This is a genomic window from Colwellia sp. PAMC 20917 (genome assembly GCF_001767295.1).
Lineage (GTDB): Bacteria > Pseudomonadota > Gammaproteobacteria > Enterobacterales > Alteromonadaceae > Colwellia_A.
The window spans coordinates 1,070,187-1,087,191 of record NZ_CP014944.1 but is presented as its reverse complement, the minus strand read 5'-3'; the positions used below and the strand labels follow the sequence as shown (position 1 = coordinate 1,087,191).

Here is a 17,005-nt window from a genome sequence, read left to right as displayed (position 1 = left end):
GGGGTAAGTTATGGCAGAATGGATTATTTCAATATTATTATTAATTGGCGGCTCTTTTGTACTCGTTGGCTCTATTGGCTTAGTAAAAATGCCAGATTTTTTTATGCGACTTCATGGACCCACTAAAGCTACAACACTCGGCATGGCATCCTTGCTAACTGCTGCAATGATCTTTTTTAGTACCACTCATACAGGGTTTAGCGTAAAAGAAATACTGATCTCGCTATTTTTATTACTTACTGCACCCATCAGTGCCTATATGATGATTAAAGCGGCTATTCATCACAAGCTTGAGAGTATAGAACGCACAAAAGGCATAGATAACATTGAAGATGATGTTTAATCTTTTCTAGCGTTAACTCAATAAAGTAGCTGTTAAATATAAAACACTGAGCGTCTTGATGCTCAGTGTTTTTTTTACATTATTTAACTGAATATCAACACCTTATTAAAATAAAAAATCCCTAACTGTTTTAATTGTTAGGGATTTTTAGCTAGCTAGAACATTAGTATCTACTACTTAATATATCGGTGTTATAACTATTATCTGGCGTTTTATTGCCTAATCATCATTCTGTTAAATGAAGCTTAGAAGTTAACGGTTACTTCATTTGAACATGCTGTAGATGCGTCACAAATTTGATACACGAATTGGCTACCTGTTGTGCGACGTTCACGGTCACGGTAAATACCCGCATTTTCTACCGTATCAATCTTCACACCATTGCGACAGTGTCATGGTTTAATTAAACTGGAAGGACTTATAGCTTAAAATAAGTAAAATATTAAAGGTAGGCGTTAAGTGACTCCGATTGGTTTTTACCGGTAGAGCGTGAAGGTTTTTGCAATATTACTTACTACACTATTTGTTAAAAAGAAGGCTTTGAGCTTAAGTCCATTTATTGGATCCATAGTTAACTAATTCCCTATCCATGTAATATTCAATCCTTTTTATGCTTATTTAACCGATAAGAAATTACACAGATATCTTGTGTCTACTTAACAATAATTTTGCATTTGTTACATCAACATAACAAATAAAAAGCGCAATGTCGTTATAAAAGAATAAACATTTATAATTAAAAAATCACCCTTGAAAAGTATCCAATTACCGTCATCTAAATGCTTTATTTAGCTAAAATAGCCAGTGCAAGCTGAATGACTTTTGGTTAGAATACCCCGTCTATTTTTTACCTATATGCCAGAATATAAAAATGCCAGAACCCTACCAAGATTTAATTCAAATCTTTAATGACACATTTAGTTCCAGCACCAATACTCGTTTGATTAAAGGCGACGACGAGCCTTTGTATAGTCCAGCAAATGATACCTGTGACTATCATCAAATTATTTTTGCTCATGGTTTTTATGCCAGTGCTTTACATGAAATATCACATTGGTGTGTGGCTGGTAAAGCACGTCGGTTATTAGAAGATTTTGGTTATTGGTATATGCCTGATGGTAGAGATGCGGAGCAACAAAAAACATTTGAACGAGTTGAAATTAAACCACAAGCAATTGAGTGGGCTTTTTGTGTGGCAGCAGGGAAAAAATTTAATGTTTCAGCTGACAACCTCAATGGTGCGGCTGGCGATACTATTACTTTTAAAGAAAATGTTTTTCAGCAAGTGCAACAATATTTACATCATGGGTTTCCTGTTCGCGCTCAAGAATTTATTGACGCACTGGCTAATTTTTATAACGTATCGTTGCCTTTGAATATCACCCAATTTTCTGCCAACGCAACATTTAATCACTCAGAGACTGTTACTCATGTTTAAACTTGGTTTTATTATCAATCCTATTGCTGGTATTGGCGGCAGTGTTGCCTTGAAAGGAAGCGATGGAGATGGCATTGCAGAACAAGCTCTAGCGCTTGGCGCTACCGCAAAAGCAAATCAGCGAGCAAGCTTAGCACTGTCAATACTTCTACCTTATCGAGATGACATTATCGTTTATTGTGCTAATGATCTTATGGGAGAGATGACCGCTCAGGCACTTGGTTTTAAAACCCAAGTTGTTTTTCAAACCGATAAGCTTGAACATACCACGGCTGAAGACACCGAAAATACGGTAAAAGCCTTGTTAGCAGAGCACATAGATATATTATTATTTGCTGGTGGTGATGGCACTGCTCGCAATGTCTGTAAAATTGTTGGCGATAAATTTCCTGTGCTAGGTATTCCTGCGGGCTGTAAAATTCACTCAGGTGTTTATGCTGTTACGCCAAAAGCTGCGGGGCGGGTAGTAGAGATGATGCTAACTAATCAGTTAGTTACCCTTACCGAAGCTGATGTTATGGATATCGATGAATCGTTATTTCGAGAAGGTATTGTTAAAGCAAAACGCTATGGTGAGATGCAAATTCCTGCTGAGTTACGTTATGTTCAAGCGGTTAAATCTGGTGGCAAAGAACTTGATGAGCTAGTGCTGCAAGATATTGCTGCTCATGTAATTAATGAAATGGATGATGAGCTTTTTGTGATTGGCTCAGGCTCAACCACCGCTTTTTTAATGGAAGAGTTGGCGCTAGATAATACTTTATTGGGTGTTGATCTGGTTGAACAACAACATTTAATTGCCAGTGATGTAACCGAGCCACAATTATGGCAAGCGATAACCTTAGCGAAAGCCGATAATAAAACAATTAAGTTAGTGATCACGTTAATTGGTGGACAAGGTCATATATTTGGTCGAGGTAATCAACAGCTCAGTCCACGAGTGATCCGCGCCATCGGCAAAGATAATATTTTAATTATAGCGACGAAAGCGAAATTAACAGCATTAGCATCAAGACCCTTAATTGCTGATACCGGTGATAGTGATTTAGATATCGAGCTTTCAGGGTATTTACCGGTAATAACAGGATACAATGATCAAGTATTATACCCGGTAGCAAGTCCACAATAATGGGCTTTCAATCTATGTTTACAACTAATCATAAATTTTTTAAAACTTAACAGTAAGTAGAATTATGTCAATTGAAGAAAAAAAATCGTTTGAAAATATTGCTGCCCTTTATCTATATTTAGATAATTTATTTGATCAAGATAACAGTGATGACCAATTATTTGCCAGCAGCTATTTACGCGGCTTTATCAGTTTATCTGTTATTGAATTTGGTGATGAGTCGCAAGCACTCTCTCAAGAGCTTGCGCTAAGTATCGATGAAAAATTGCAAGCAGCCCGAACCGAATTGAGCCCGCAAGATAGAAAAATAGTACAAGACTATTGGCTAGACCTTAAACAATCATTTGTATCGGTTTAGTCATAACAGCCATTATTAAATACTATAAATATTTACGACGAATAATATCGCGAATAACAAACCTGTTGGGTGATAAGTTAAAAAGTTCTTGTCTACCAACAGGATATTCGCCACCCGTTAAATCAGCAGTCAAAATATCGGCTAATAGCGGCGCAGTACATAAGCCCCTAGCACCTAAGCCGGTAAGTACGTATAGATTTTTAATCACAGGTGCAGGTTCTTGATAACGCCAGTTTTTATCTTTTGCTAAATGGGCGTAGCTGCTTTTATGCTGGGCTATATCAGGCATAGCGCCCACAACCGGTAAGTGATCGGGTGTCATACAGCGTAAACGAGCTTTACTCGAGGTAACGTCTTGTTCGCGCCATGATACTAATTTAGGCAGGCACTTTTCTAACATAGTTAAATTATATTGATCGCCAGCATCTGTTGCCACAATATCGAAACTGTCTTTTTCAAATGTCGCGCCGATGCAATGTTGTTGCTGGTGTGCAGGTGTTAGATAACCTTTGTGGCAAATAACGGTAGATAGGTTTTTAATCTGCTCGTTCGTTGCCATATTCGTTATTTGACCACGCACAGAACTCAGTGGTAATTCATCAATAATATTGAGTTTAATAGATTCAGCACCGCCGCAAAAAATAACAACTTTTTCATTTATTATGCCTTTGCTTGTCGTTAGCTGCCAACTCTTGTCATCTTGCTGGTTAAGTACGGTAATGTTTACTTGATTTTTTATCGACAACCGCTGAGTTTGCTGTGCCGCACTAAATAGCTGTTGAACTAATTCACCGGGTGCTATCCAGCCAGCGCTGGGCATAAACAACCCACCGTGTTCAAGTGTAATACCGGCTAATAGCGATGCTTGCTCTGCATTTATACTGGTAATTAATTCTTTTGACCAAGGGTTGGTTTGCTCGAAAATTTTTTGTCTTTTTTCTAAAGCTGTTTTGTAGGAAATTTCAAGTAAGCCACACCAATCATGACTAAAAGCAAACCCTTTGCTGTATAAGTCTTTATAGCATTTTAGTGCATGCCAAAATGCCTGTTGGTAAAATAAGCTAATATCATCAACTTGTTGATGAATAAGTGGAAATAATGCACCGACATGGTTACTCGAAGCGCCTTGGGCAATTTCTTTATCTTTACAATAAAGTGTTACTTTGATGTTTTTTTGAGTCAACGCATAAGCAACACAAGCAGCAGCAATGCCACCACCAATAATAGCAACACTTTCGGGGTGCTTAATAACGGGTCTAATTTGATAGCCTTTTCTTTCAAGCGGCGTATTTAAATTTTTTTGTTGTTTAATCACAAGTATTTATTAAATCCATTGGTTTTCAAGCGCTAAAGATAGTATTTTAACGTGAATTAAATGTGTCTGTCATAAAATTGTAAAAACCAGTGTACACGTGTACACTGAGCAGACCAGTTTGTGGGCAAATTTCTGTATGATATGCCTGATTCTTAAATTTTTAAATGGTTATTCAAATGAAACGTGTAGTGATCACCGGATTAGGCATTGTATCGAGTATCGGTAACAATGCGGAAGAAGTTTTATCATCTCTTAAAGCAGGTCGTTCAGGTATTAGTAAATCTGAAAGCTTTGCAGAAGCTGGTTTAAAAAGTCATGTTTGGGGTAAGCCCACGATTGAGCCTAAAGATCATATTGATCGTAAAGCATTTCGTTTTATGGGTGATGCAGCAGGTTATGCTTACATCGCTATGGAACAAGCCATTAATGATGCCAAACTAACTGAAGACCAAGTATCAAATGTTCGTACCGGTATTGTTGCTGGCTCAGGTGGTGCGTCTTCAGAAAATATTGTTATTACCACGGATACACTCCGTAATCGTGGTATTCGCCGTGTTGGCCCTTATGCTGTGCCTAAAACTATGGGCAGTACCGTTTCAGCTTGTTTAGCAACACCTTTTAAAATTAAAGGTGTTAACTATTCAATTAGCTCTGCGTGTGCAACGAGTGCACACTGTATTGGTAATGCCATGGAGCTTATTCAACTGGGCAAGCAAGACATTGTTTTTGCTGGCGGTGGTGAAGAAGTTCATTGGTCTCTAGCGATGATGTTTGACGGTATGGGCGCTTTATCTGCGGGTCGTAATGATACGCCAGAACTTGCTTCACGTACTTATGACGCTGACCGTGACGGTTTCGTTATTTCAGGCGGCGGCGGTATGGTTGTTGTTGAAGAACTTGAACACGCTTTGGCTCGTGGTGCACATATCTATGCTGAAATTGTTGGCTACGGCGCAACTTCTGACGGTTACGATATGGTCGCTCCAAGTGGTGAAGGCGCAGTACGTTGTATGCAACAAGCCATGCAAGGTGTTGAAGGTAAAGTTGATTATTTAAATACTCACGGTACTTCTACACCGGTTGGCGATGTTAAAGAGCTTGGCGCAATTCAAGAATTGTTTGGTAAAGATTCACCGGCAATTAGTGCAACCAAAGCAATGACGGGTCATGCACTCGGCGCGGCGGGTGTTCATGAAGCTATTTATTCATTACTGATGATGGAAAACAGTTTTGTTGCTCCGTCTATCAATGTTGATAACTTAGATGAAAAAGCGCAAGGCCTAGATATAGTTACTGAAAAACGTGATGTTGAACTTAACTTGATTATGTCTAACAGCTTTGGCTTTGGTGGCACTAACGCTACTTTAGTGATGAAAAAATATAAATAATGACAAACAACGGTACCTTGTCATTTAGTGTTTAACTAAATCAGAAATACGCATTGAATATAATTAACCGCGTTTTTCTGTTTGGTTATATCTAAAAGACTCAGTATTATTTTGTTATTTAAAAAAGCCACTTTATAGTGGCTTTTTTGCATTTAAGATACAATAACCCTCATCAGATCAATAATTACTTTAGGTTTATAAACCATGAAGATTTTTTACGATGAAAACATGCCTTTTGCTGAAGAGTTCTTTGGCGACCTAGGTGAATTGCACGCATTTGTTGGTCGTGAGTTAACCGCTCAACAGGTGAAAAGTGCTGATGTTTTATTAGTGCGCTCTATTACTAAGGTTAACCAAGTGCTATTAGCAAGCAATTCAACTTGTCAGTTTGTTGGTACGGCAACCATAGGTGTTGACCATATTGATCAGAGCTATTTAAGTGAACGGGGCATTACCTTTACCGCAGCGCCAGGCTGTAACGCTATTTCTGTGGCAGAATATGTGATCAGTGCCTTGGTTGTCTTAGCCGAACGTTACTTAATTGATTTGTTCTCGTTAACCGTCGGTATTGTTGGTGGCGGTAATACCGGTACTCGTTTAAGTGAAAAATTATCGGCACTGGGTATTAAGTATTTAATTTGCGATCCATTACTTGCCGCAAAACAGACAAATAATACTAAAGACCAACGCCATTACTCATCACTTGATGATGTTTTAGCTTGTGATGTTATTTCACTGCATGTTCCCATCATTGAAAATGGCGAACAGCCAACTTTTCACTTACTCAATGAAAAACGTTTAAAGCAATTGCACGAAAAGCAAATTCTTATTAACGCCTGTCGCGGTGAAGTTATCGATAATAAATCGTTACTGGCGCTTAAAAAACAAGGGCATGGTTTGAAAGTTGTTTTAGATGTTTGGGAAAATGAACCTAATATATTGCATGAACTTATTGCCTTCACTGAAATATCTTCTGCGCACATTGCAGGTTATAGCTTAGAAGGAAAAGCACGTGGTACAGAAATGCTCTATCAGGCATTATGTCAACAACTGAATATACCGATAGAAAAGCACCTAAGTGATTTTTTACCACGCGCCTCAATAACCGAAGTTGAAATTAATCAACCGTTCGAGCAAATACTACTAAACCAGCTCGTAAAAATGGTTTACGATGTACGTCGTGATGATGGAATTTTCAGAGAAACAATTTTAAGTCATGGCTTTGACCACATTCGGAAAACTTATCCGGCTCGCAGGGAGTTTTCTGCGGTTAAAGTAAGCATGACAAATCAAGCCAAGAGTGATGTGCCACATCATCTTGGTTTTCTTAAAAAGTAACTTATTTAACGTATATAAAGTACTAATCTTCAAAGCAAAGAGAGAGTGACATGGCACAGAAATTTGATGTCTGCGTATTAGGCGCTACAGGTTTGGTGGGTAAAACCATCATTGAAATATTAGAAGAACGTGATTTCCCAATCAATAAATTATACCCGTTGGCGAGTGCTCGTTCAGCAGGTGAATTTATTGACTTTAATGGTCAAAGTATTGAAGTACTCGATGCTGACCATTTTGATTTTAGTCAAGCGCAAATTGGCTTTTTCTCTGCGGGTGGCTCAATTTCAGCTAAGTTTGCTCCTATTGCTGGTGAAGCAGGGTGTATTGTTATAGACAATACTTCTGAGTTTAGATACGACGCAGATATTCCGCTAATCGTTCCTGAAGTTAACCCTAGTGCATTAGCTGATTATAGAAACCGTAATATTATTGCTAACCCTAATTGTTCAACTATTCAAATGATGGTCGCGCTAAAACCTATCTATGATGCTGTTGGTATTAATCGTATTAATGTTTCTACTTATCAATCAGTTTCTGGTGGTGGTAAAGCAGCGATGGACGAATTAGCTAAGCAGACTGCAGACTTGTTAAGCGGAAAACCTGTTGAGACTAAACATTTTCCTCGTCAAATCGCTTTTAATGTTATCCCGCAAATTGATGTCTTTATGGATAATGGTTATACCAAAGAAGAAATGAAAATGGTCTGGGAAACGAAAAAAATTCTAGGCGATGAAAACGTTCTTGTTAATCCAACAGCGGTTCGTGTGCCGGTATTCTTTGGTCACGGTGAAGCTTTACATATTGAAACGGGATCACCGATTTCAGCAGAAGAAGTTAAAGATTTGCTTGAGCAAGCGGAAGGTATTGTTGTTTGTCGTAATGACGAAGACTTTCCAACACAGATAGGCGATGCAAGCGGAAAAGATGCCACTTATGTTGGTCGTATTCGTGAAGATATTAGTCATAGTTGTGGGATCAATATGTGGGTTGTTGCTGACAATGTACGTAAAGGTGCGGCAACAAACAGTGTACAAATTGCCGAATTATTGGTTAAAGACTACCTTTCATAACACCCCTTTAATAAATGAGTTAGCGTTAAAGTTGAGTTAACCTTAAGATTTATTAAAGAAAAATCAAAACTCGTCGTTATAGTTAACGACGAGTTTTTTGTTTCATTATTACTAAAAAAATGTGTATTAACTTGCTATGATATAAACAGCAGGTGTAGGGTTGGAATAAAATTTGCTTTACTTTCTCTAGGCTTGAAGTGCCAAACAATTGGCAGTAAATAAAAATAATTAGGAAAACTTGATGCATCGATTATTACGCCTGTGCCTGTGGCAGGTAATATTTATAAGCATTACCACGTATAGTGTTTCTTTGTTCGCCTTTGAAGAAGGCGGTATTCGTATTCGGGGCCCCAAGGCGACGGATATGTTTCCGTACGATCAATACGGGCCTATTACCTCAAAAGATACCCTGTGGAATATTGCGCTAAAAGTTCGTCCAGACCCTACTTTGTCTGTTTATCAAGTGATGCAGGCGTTATATCAAAAAAATCCGCAAGCATTTAAAGAAAATAACTTAAACCATCTTAACAATGGTCAGTACTTAAAATTGCCGTCTGTTAGTGAGATGCGTGCCATAAATCCTCTTGCGGCAAAAAGTAAGTCAACTTCCGATGATGAAACATGGCAAAAGAAAGTTGCTAAAACCGTTAAGAAAAAAATTGTTCCTCCTGCTGAACTTGCCATTAAAAAGGAAGATTTAGACGCGACTAAAAAAGAAATTAATGCACAGCTTGAAGAAATAAACTCTAAGCAAACCGTTCGTTTAGAAACTATCCAAAATGATGTTTTAGATTCAATTGATGGCTTGCAGGCTATTCTTAAAGAAAATGCAGTTGTTGATGAAAAAATATCAACGGTGAATCAGCAGCTCAATGTTTTTAAAGAAGCTTCAACTATAGAAGATGAAAAACAAAACGCTCAATTAGCACTGATCATGTCACTTCAGCAAGAACTATTGAAAATGGCAGAAGCGAGTGAGCAAGCGTTATTATTAGAGAAGCAAAAAGCTGAACTTGAAAATGAAGGCATAACCTCGCAGCTTTGGTTTCAGATCTTAATGTCAACGCTACCAGCATTTTTTGTCTTGAGTCTTGTATTTTGGTTCTTGCGCCGTCAAAAAGGTGGAGAAACTGAAGCTGTCGCTAAGCCTAAAAAATCAAAAACTGTTGCTGAAGAAAAAGCAAAACCAGCAGTCACGGCAGAAGCACCTCTTACTGCTTTAGATAACGAACTTTCACTTGATGATGAATTATCGCTTGATGATGAACTGTCAATGGACCTAGGTGAGGATGAACTTAATTTAGATGATTCATTGTTTGCTGACGACGCAGATGATGGATTAGGTTCATTAGATGATGACGATGATGTAATTCATTTAGATGATGATCTAGATGACTTGGACGGACTCGATGATTTAGATGATTTAGAAGACATATCACTTGATAGCGACGAGTTAGAAGGTGGTGAGTTAGACCAAAGCGACTTAGACTCCTTACTTTCAGGCCTTGATGACGATGATGACGAAGTTCCAGCGGACAAAGGCCAAACTAATAACAATGAAAGTAAAGAAGAACTGCCAGGCGAAGCATTAGAAGGTGGCGAATTAGATCAGGATTTATTGAATGACCTATTAAATGACATTGGCGACGAGGACGACGATAGTGCTTTAGAGGCAATTGAATCTGTACATGAAGAAGCTGCAACAGAACTAACCGATCCAGACGACATTGACGCACTAATGGATTCAATGGCCACCGCAGCGCCAAAGCCTGAGCCTGAACCAGTAGAAGATGCAGCTGATGATAGTACTGCTGAGTTAACCGACCCCGATGATATCGATGCACTGATGGATTCAATGGCCGCCGCAGCGCCAAAGCCTGAGCCTGAGCCTGAACCAGTAGAAGATGCAGCTGATGATAGTACTGCTGAGTTAACCGACCCAGACGATATCGATGCACTGATGGATTCAATGGCCGCCGCAGCGCCAAAACCTGAGCCAGAACCGGTAGAAGATGCTTCAGCTGAGTTAACTGACCCAGATGATATCGATGCACTAATGGATTCAATGGCCGCAGCAGCGCCAAAACCTGAGCCAGAACCGGTAGAAGATGCTTCAGCTGAGCTAACTGACCCAGACGATATCGATGCACTGATGGATTCAATGGCCGCCGCAGCGCCAGAACCAGAACCCGTAGAAGATGCTTCGGCTGAGCTAACTGACCCGGACGACATTGATGCACTAATGGATTCAATGGCCGCCGCAGCACCAAAGCCTGAGCCAGAACCCGTAGAAGATGCTTCGGCTGAGTTAACCGACCCAGATGACATTGATGCACTGATGGATTCAATGGCTGCTGCAGCCCCAAAACCTGAGCCTGAGCCAGAACCAGTAGAAGATGGTTCGGCAGAGTTAACCGACCCTGACGACATTGATGCTCTAATGGACTCGTTAACAGACGACTCGATAGCAGCAGAGCCTGAACCGGTAGAGTCTACGCCAGAAGATGCTATAGCTGAGAATAGCAATGCAGAGTTAACCGACCCTGACGACATTGATGCTCTAATGGACTCGTTAACAGACGACTCGATAGCAGCAGAGCCTGAACCGGTAGAATCTACGCCAGAAGATGCTATAGCTGAGAATAGCAATGCAGAGTTAACCGACCCTGACGACATTGATGCACTGATGGACTCGTTAACAGACGATTCGATAGCAGCAGAGCCTGAACCCGTAGAGTCTTCGCCAGAAGAAGCTATAGCTGAGAATAGCAATGCAGAGTTAACCGACCCTGACGACATTGATGCACTGATGGACTCGTTAACAGACGACTCGATAGCAGCAGAGCCTGAGCCCTTAGAGTCTTCGCCAGAAGAAGCTATAGCTGAGAATAGCAATGCAGAGTTAACCGACCCTGACGACATTGATGCACTGATGGACTCGTTAACAGACGACTCGATAGCAGCAGAGCCTGAACCCGTAGAGTCTACGCCAGAAGAAGCTATAGTCGACAATAGTTCTGCAGAGTTAACTGACCCTGACGATATAGACGCACTGATGGATTCAATGGTTAAAGAAAGTGCCGTTGCTGAATTAAATGAACAAGCTGAGAATTTTGAAATATCAGATCCTGATGACATCGACGCCTTGCTAGATTCAATGTCAGCCCCAGAACAGATGTCAAAACCTATCACCGCCGATGATATCATTGATCCTCTTGATGAAATGGCTGCTGATAAGTTAGATGAAAATATAGCGTTAACTGATCCTGATGATATTGATAGTTTATTAGGTGATATTCAGGGGGATGAAGCTGCAGATGACGCTGAGACCACAGAAGATGAAAATAAAGCGCTTATCGATAATTTTACCAATGAATACGTAGCGCCATTTTTATCGGTAGATTTTAGTGAGCTTCTTAAAGATGATACTGAAGAGTTAGTTGATGATACTCATGCAAGTCGTGAGGAAAGTATAAATGAAAAAATCAGCAAGAAAGATAATGACTTGTCAGATGATTTAGACATAGATGCACTTTTAGCTGAAGTGGCTGACGGTGACAATTCAAACGCTGATGAGTTAGATATAGGTGACGACATACTCATTGATGGACAAGTTAATGAACTAGCGCCAGAAGAAGCAACTGATTATACCGATAGTGATGTATTAGCTGATTTACTAGCCGATGAAAATACCTCTGATGATGTAGTTGATGACAATAGTGAAATTGATGAGATCGAAGCACTCGATAATGTTGACTTTGATGACTTATTGGCAAACATAGCAGAAGAGAGTCAGACAACACTTTCAGATGATCTCGACTTTTCAACTGACTTCAATGCTGATGACATTGATTTAGACGCTATTGATACCGATGATGAGATTAACATTGAAGTCGACGGCGAAGATGATTTCGATGTTGACTTAGATGATGTTTTAGATATTGGCGATGACCTCGGTAGTGATAATAATTTAAATGTTGATTTTGACAATGATGATGAAGATGACTTTGTCTCTGTCGACTCTTTATTATCCGATAGTTTAAGCGACACAGAAGACGCAGAGCCCTACAATAAAACGGATTTTAATGTTGGGCTTAATGAGTTCCCTGAGTTTTCTGGTGAAAACGCCGCCGAAGAAGAAGATGATAACGGTATTGCCGCTAAATTAGATTTGGCGAAAGTTTATATTGAAATAGGAGATAACGAAAACGCCGAAGTAATACTACAAGACGTAGTAGCAAAAGGTGATGCCCAGCAACAATTTGATGCTCAGCAACTACTTGATAATATTAGTTAATCAAAAGACGTTATTTCATTCTATAAAAGCCACTGTTGTGGCTTTTTTTTATATAATAGAAATAGGCGCAATAATAGAAAACGCCGAAGTAATATTACAAGACGTAGTAGCAAAAGGTGATGCCCAGCAACAATTTGATGCTCAGCAACTACTTGATAATATTAGTTAATCAAGAGACGTTATTTCACTCTATAAAAGAAATAGGCGCAATAATAGAAAACGCCGAAGTAATATTACAAGATGTAGTAGCAAAAGGTGATGCCCAGCAACAATTTGATGCTCAGCAACTACTTGATAATATTAGCTAATCAAGAGACGTTATTTCATTCTATAAAAGCTACTGTTGTGGCTTTTTTTATATAATCAAAGAACCTGATTGGCATAAACCTTAAAATATTGGATAATGCGCCCATTATAATCGGGAGTTATTGATGCGTTACGCTTTAGGTATTGAATACGATGGAAGCCGTTATCACGGTTGGCAACGACAAAAAAATGCGGTTAGTGTTCAGCAAAATGTAGAAAAAGCTTTATCAAAAATTGCTGATGAAAAAATTGAAGTTATTTGTGCAGGCAGAACTGATACGGGTGTTAGTGCGACTAACCAAGTTATTCACTTTGAAACCGACAAAGTTCGTAAAGATGTTGCTTGGACACTGGGCGTAAATACCAATCTACCTAGTGATATTGCTGTGTCTTGGGTTAAGCAAGTGGACGACAGTTTTCATGCTCGATTTAGCGCCACAGCACGTCGTTATCGCTATGTTATTAATAACAATCGTTTAAGATCTGCAATTTTAAGCCAAGGAATAACCTGCTGTCATTATCCACTTGATGAAAAGTTAATGCATCAAGCGGCACAGTCTTTATTGGGTAAACATGATTTTACTTCCTTTCGTACCGTTCATTGTCAGTCACATTCACCGGTTAGAACATTGATTCACTGTAATGTTTCACGTCAAGGTGATTTTGTTATTATTGATGTTAAAGGCAATGCTTTTTTACATCATATGGTGAGAAATATTGCGGGTAGTTTAATGCGTATAGGCCAACAATTAGAAACAGTAGCGTGGTTGGGCGAAGTACTTGAAGCTAAAAATCGTTGTGTAGCTGGCATGATGGCATCTGCTGCAGGTTTGTATTTTGTTGGTGTTGACTACCCACAAGAGTTCAACATTCCAAAACCTCCGCTGGGGCCACTGTTTTTACTTTGAGATAAATAGTGACAGAATGAGTAATTACAAACTGCTAATTCCAACAAAACAGACCAGTTTTTTGTATTCATAGTAGGGTTAAATGTGCTTTAATTGTCGGTTATAGTTAGAATAATTCAAAAAATTAACAATTTGCTGATAGGTTCGAAACCAATATTGGCAAGTTTTCCTATGTTCCCATGAACATATTAGGTAAAAGAAGGCAAAAATAAATTATGAGCTGGATAGAAAAAATTCTCCCAAAAGCAAAAACCACCCAAAAACGTAATATCCCTGAAGGCGTTTGGAGCAAGTGTACTTCTTGTAATGCAGTACTTTATAAAGCAGAACTCGATAGATTATTATCTGTTTGTCCAAAATGTGATCACCATATGCGTATTTCAGCACGCAAACGTATTGATTGCTTTTTAGATGCAAATAATCGCGCTGAATTAGGTGAAGAGTTTGAAGCACAGGATATTTTAAAGTTCAAAGATTCAAAACGTTATAAAGACCGTTTAAGCGCTGCACAAAAAAGTACCGGTGAAAAAGATGCACTGGTTGTTATGAGAGGCGAACTTAATGGTATGCCTATCGTTGCTGCTGCGTTTGAGTTTGCTTTTCTAGGTGGTTCAATGGCATCAGTTGTTGGCGCTCGTTTTGTTAAAGGTGTTGAATACTGCCTTGAGCATAACCTACCACTTGTTTGTTTTTCTGCAAGTGGCGGAGCACGTATGCAAGAAGCATTATTTTCATTAATGCAAATGGCAAAAACAAGTGCAGCATTAGCGAAAATGAGCGAAAAAGGCTTGCCTTACGTTTCGGTATTAACTGACCCTACGATGGGCGGCGTATCTGCAAGTTTAGCCATGCTCGGCGATATTAACGTTGCAGAGCCTAAAGCGTTAATTGGCTTTGCGGGTCCACGTGTTATTGAACAAACTGTTCGAGAGAAGTTACCTGAAGGTTTTCAGCGTAGTGAATTTTTAAAAGAAAAGGGTGCTATTGATATTATTGTTGACCGACGTGAAATGCGTAGTACGCTTTCTCGTATGTTAGCTAAATTCATGGGACATCCAAGCCTTAACGTTTCATAACAACACTATGCCAATAAACAACAAAAGCCATTTTGCTAGCAAGTCGCTAGCTCAATGGCTTTCTTATTTAGAAACAATACATTTAACTGAGATCGACTTGGGGCTCACACGCATTTCGCATGTGGCTAAGCGATTAAATATTGATTTCAGTTTTGCTCAAGTGATCACGGTTGCAGGAACTAATGGTAAAGGCACTACCTGTGCTTTTATTGAAAATGCTTTGCTCGGTGATGATAAAACAGTTGCGGTTTATTCTTCACCACATATTGAAAAGTTCAATGAACGCTTACGTATTAATAATATTGACGTTGACAGTCAGTCATTGATCAACGCCTTTGAGCAAATAGAGCAACAACGTGGTGATATTTCACTAACCTATTATGAATACACAACATTAGCCGCATTTTTAGTTTTAATGGAAAGAAAACCTGCTTTTATTATTTTGGAAGTAGGTTTGGGTGGGCGTTTAGATGCCACAAACTTAATTGACGCTGATATTGCGGTTATAACCACGATAGACTTAGACCATCAAGCGTACCTAGGTGATAATCGCGAAAGTATTGGCTTTGAAAAAGCGGGTATCATGCGTGCGCATCAAAAAGTTGTTATTGGTGATACCGATTGTCCTATATCAGTACTTGCCCATGCTAAAAAACTTAAAGCCGTGGTCAGTCTGCGAGGTGATGATTTCTCTATTGAACAGCACCAAGTACCCGCTTGTCACTCCTTGTGGCGTTGGACATTTGGCGAGTACCAAATCAATGATTTAAATAAGCCTTTTATACCTCAAGATAATGTAGCAACAGCACTAACGGTATTGGCTTTACTTAATGATTGTTCTGTTGTTTTTAATACTGAAAGTGTAAATGTCTTAATAAACCAAACAAAAGTTGCCGGTCGAACTGAGCTTATCAGTAAAAAATCGTTAAACAGTCCGGTGCTACTTGATGTGGGTCATAATCCTCAAGCAGCACGTTATTTAGTTGAGTATTTAAAGACGCAAAAGTATGACAAGCTTTATGCGGTTACTGGTATGTTAAAAGACAAAGATATTGCTAACACCTTTGGGCCATTATCTGCATTGGTTGATCAATGGTATTTAGGCAGTTTATCTATGCCTCGTGGAGCTACCGCAAAAGAGTTAGCCGAAAAATTGTTATTAAATGAAGATTCAGCTAATTGTTTTGACAATATCACTGAGGCATTTAGAATGGCTAACAAAAATTCAACAGCAACAGATTTGATCTTAGTGTTTGGATCATTTTACACCGTAGCTGAAGTCCGACGTTTATTGCTGTAGTTTTTATTAACTGCAGCCTGGGAGTTCCATTTGTCTACACCTTTTCAAAACCGCTTAGTTGGCACCATTATTGTGGCTGCGGTTGCTATTATTATTTTGCCAGACTTACTAGATGGTAATAAAAAGACCTATCAAGATGAGTTTGAAAAAATTCCAGCTCCGCCTAAGGTCGAGTTTGTTAAGAACACTCCAAGCTTTCCTGAAGATAAAATTGTTATAAATACCGACGAAATGCTGAGTGATGAAGCGGCGTTAGATGACGATATCTCTTCGACTGAACAAGCAATAAAAGATACGAGCGAAATAGAGAGTGACCCGAGCTTAAATAACGCTGTGGCGACCAAAGAAGACGATAAAGCGTTAACTGAGCAAGCAGTAGATAATATTTTGCCAGAAAAGTCCGTGTTGCAACAAGCATGGGTAGTACAGCTGGGCAGTTTTCGTCATAAAAAAAATGTTGCACAGTTATTACTCAAGCTTAAAGATAATGGTTATACCGCTTTCACAAAACCGATAAAAACAAAAAACGGCCCATTAATTAAAGTTTTCATTGGCCCTGAACTTATCAAAAACTCATTGATAAAAAAAATCCCAGCATTGAAAAAATTAACCGGTGTTGAAGGTAAAATTGCTCGTTTTTACCCAACAAAATAATAAGTTATAACCACTGCTCAATAATACGGTGTAAAAAGTAGTTAAGCACTTTCAATGGCAATGGCTATTTTAAATAAAACATTGG

Annotated in this window: 16 protein-coding genes; 14 read left to right on the top strand and 2 right to left on the bottom strand. The window is 39.0% G+C overall.

The window, feature by feature from the left end; genetic code table 11:
• Positions 1-10 precede the first annotated feature (10 nt).
• Positions 11-343 (top strand): Na+/H+ antiporter subunit G, encoded by a 333-nt coding sequence (locus tag A3Q34_RS04645; protein ID WP_070374293.1) that lies wholly within the window; start codon positions 11-13, stop codon positions 341-343.
• A 245-nt stretch (positions 344-588) separates the two neighbouring features.
• Here the strand turns inward: A3Q34_RS04645 and A3Q34_RS21045 are convergent, their stop codons facing one another.
• Positions 589-720: a hypothetical protein gene (locus A3Q34_RS21045; RefSeq protein ID WP_269447179.1), complete on the bottom strand. Its 132-nt coding sequence runs from the start codon at positions 718-720 to the stop codon at positions 589-591.
• 494 nt (positions 721-1,214) lie between these two features.
• Between A3Q34_RS21045 and A3Q34_RS04640 the strand changes: the two genes are divergently transcribed.
• The 3 genes from A3Q34_RS04640 to A3Q34_RS04630 all read left to right on the top strand — a co-directional run bounded on the left by A3Q34_RS04640 (position 1,215) and on the right by A3Q34_RS04630 (position 3,268).
• Positions 1,215-1,781 (top strand): elongation factor P hydroxylase, encoded by a 567-nt coding sequence (locus A3Q34_RS04640; protein WP_070374292.1) that lies wholly within the window; start codon positions 1,215-1,217, stop codon positions 1,779-1,781.
• Positions 1,774-2,910 (top strand): ATP-NAD kinase family protein, encoded by a 1,137-nt coding sequence (locus A3Q34_RS04635; RefSeq protein ID WP_070374291.1) that lies wholly within the window; start codon positions 1,774-1,776, stop codon positions 2,908-2,910. The genes A3Q34_RS04640 and A3Q34_RS04635 overlap by 8 nt, the downstream gene beginning before the upstream one ends.
• Before the next feature lie 64 nt (positions 2,911-2,974).
• Positions 2,975-3,268: a YfcL family protein gene (locus A3Q34_RS04630; RefSeq protein WP_070374290.1), complete on the top strand. Its 294-nt coding sequence runs from the start codon at positions 2,975-2,977 to the stop codon at positions 3,266-3,268.
• A 22-nt stretch (positions 3,269-3,290) separates the two neighbouring features.
• Here A3Q34_RS04630 and mnmC read toward each other — a convergent pair whose 3' ends face one another.
• Entirely contained in the window at positions 3,291-4,583 is a 1,293-nt protein-coding gene (gene mnmC / locus A3Q34_RS04625; protein WP_070374289.1) for an FAD-dependent 5-carboxymethylaminomethyl-2-thiouridine(34) oxidoreductase MnmC, read from the bottom strand.
• Positions 4,584-4,759: 176 nt separating this feature from the next.
• Here mnmC and fabB point away from each other — a divergent pair, with 176 nt between their 5' ends.
• The 10 genes from fabB (at position 4,760) to A3Q34_RS04580 (ending at position 16,920) form a co-directional block, all read left to right on the top strand.
• Positions 4,760-5,971: a beta-ketoacyl-ACP synthase I gene (fabB, locus tag A3Q34_RS04620; RefSeq protein ID WP_070374288.1), complete on the top strand. Its 1,212-nt coding sequence runs from the start codon at positions 4,760-4,762 to the stop codon at positions 5,969-5,971.
• A gap of 204 nt (positions 5,972-6,175) precedes the next feature.
• A complete protein-coding gene (locus tag A3Q34_RS04615) occupies positions 6,176-7,309 on the top strand; it encodes a 4-phosphoerythronate dehydrogenase (RefSeq protein WP_070374287.1) in 1,134 nt (377 codons plus the stop codon).
• Between the two features lie 50 nt (positions 7,310-7,359).
• Complete coding sequence (locus A3Q34_RS04610) at positions 7,360-8,379, top strand: aspartate-semialdehyde dehydrogenase (protein ID WP_070374286.1); 1,020 nt, start codon at positions 7,360-7,362, stop codon at positions 8,377-8,379.
• 241 nt (positions 8,380-8,620) lie between these two features.
• Complete coding sequence (locus A3Q34_RS04605; protein WP_070374285.1) at positions 8,621-12,676, top strand: FimV/HubP family polar landmark protein; 4,056 nt, start codon at positions 8,621-8,623, stop codon at positions 12,674-12,676.
• Between the two features lie 37 nt (positions 12,677-12,713).
• Positions 12,714-12,845, top strand: coding sequence for a hypothetical protein (locus A3Q34_RS21040; RefSeq protein ID WP_269447178.1), 132 nt, complete (start codon positions 12,714-12,716; stop codon positions 12,843-12,845).
• Positions 12,829-12,984 carry a hypothetical protein gene (locus tag A3Q34_RS20365; protein WP_157470811.1) on the top strand — a complete coding sequence of 52 codons (156 nt, stop codon included), beginning with the start codon at positions 12,829-12,831 and terminating at the stop codon, positions 12,982-12,984. Before A3Q34_RS21040 ends, A3Q34_RS20365 begins: the two co-directional genes overlap by 17 nt.
• Before the next feature lie 123 nt (positions 12,985-13,107).
• Positions 13,108-13,890, top strand: coding sequence for a tRNA pseudouridine(38-40) synthase TruA (gene truA / locus A3Q34_RS04595; RefSeq protein ID WP_070374283.1), 783 nt, complete (start codon positions 13,108-13,110; stop codon positions 13,888-13,890).
• Positions 13,891-14,105: 215 nt separating this feature from the next.
• Complete coding sequence (gene accD / locus A3Q34_RS04590) at positions 14,106-14,966, top strand: acetyl-CoA carboxylase, carboxyltransferase subunit beta (protein WP_070374282.1); 861 nt, start codon at positions 14,106-14,108, stop codon at positions 14,964-14,966.
• Positions 14,967-14,973: 7 nt separating this feature from the next.
• On the top strand, positions 14,974-16,266 hold the full coding sequence (folC, locus tag A3Q34_RS04585) for a bifunctional tetrahydrofolate synthase/dihydrofolate synthase (RefSeq protein ID WP_070374281.1): 1,293 nt from the start codon (positions 14,974-14,976) through the stop codon (positions 16,264-16,266).
• A gap of 30 nt (positions 16,267-16,296) precedes the next feature.
• Positions 16,297-16,920, top strand: a complete 624-nt coding sequence (locus A3Q34_RS04580; RefSeq protein ID WP_070374280.1) for an SPOR domain-containing protein — start codon at positions 16,297-16,299, stop codon at positions 16,918-16,920.
• Positions 16,921-17,005 lie beyond the last annotated feature (85 nt).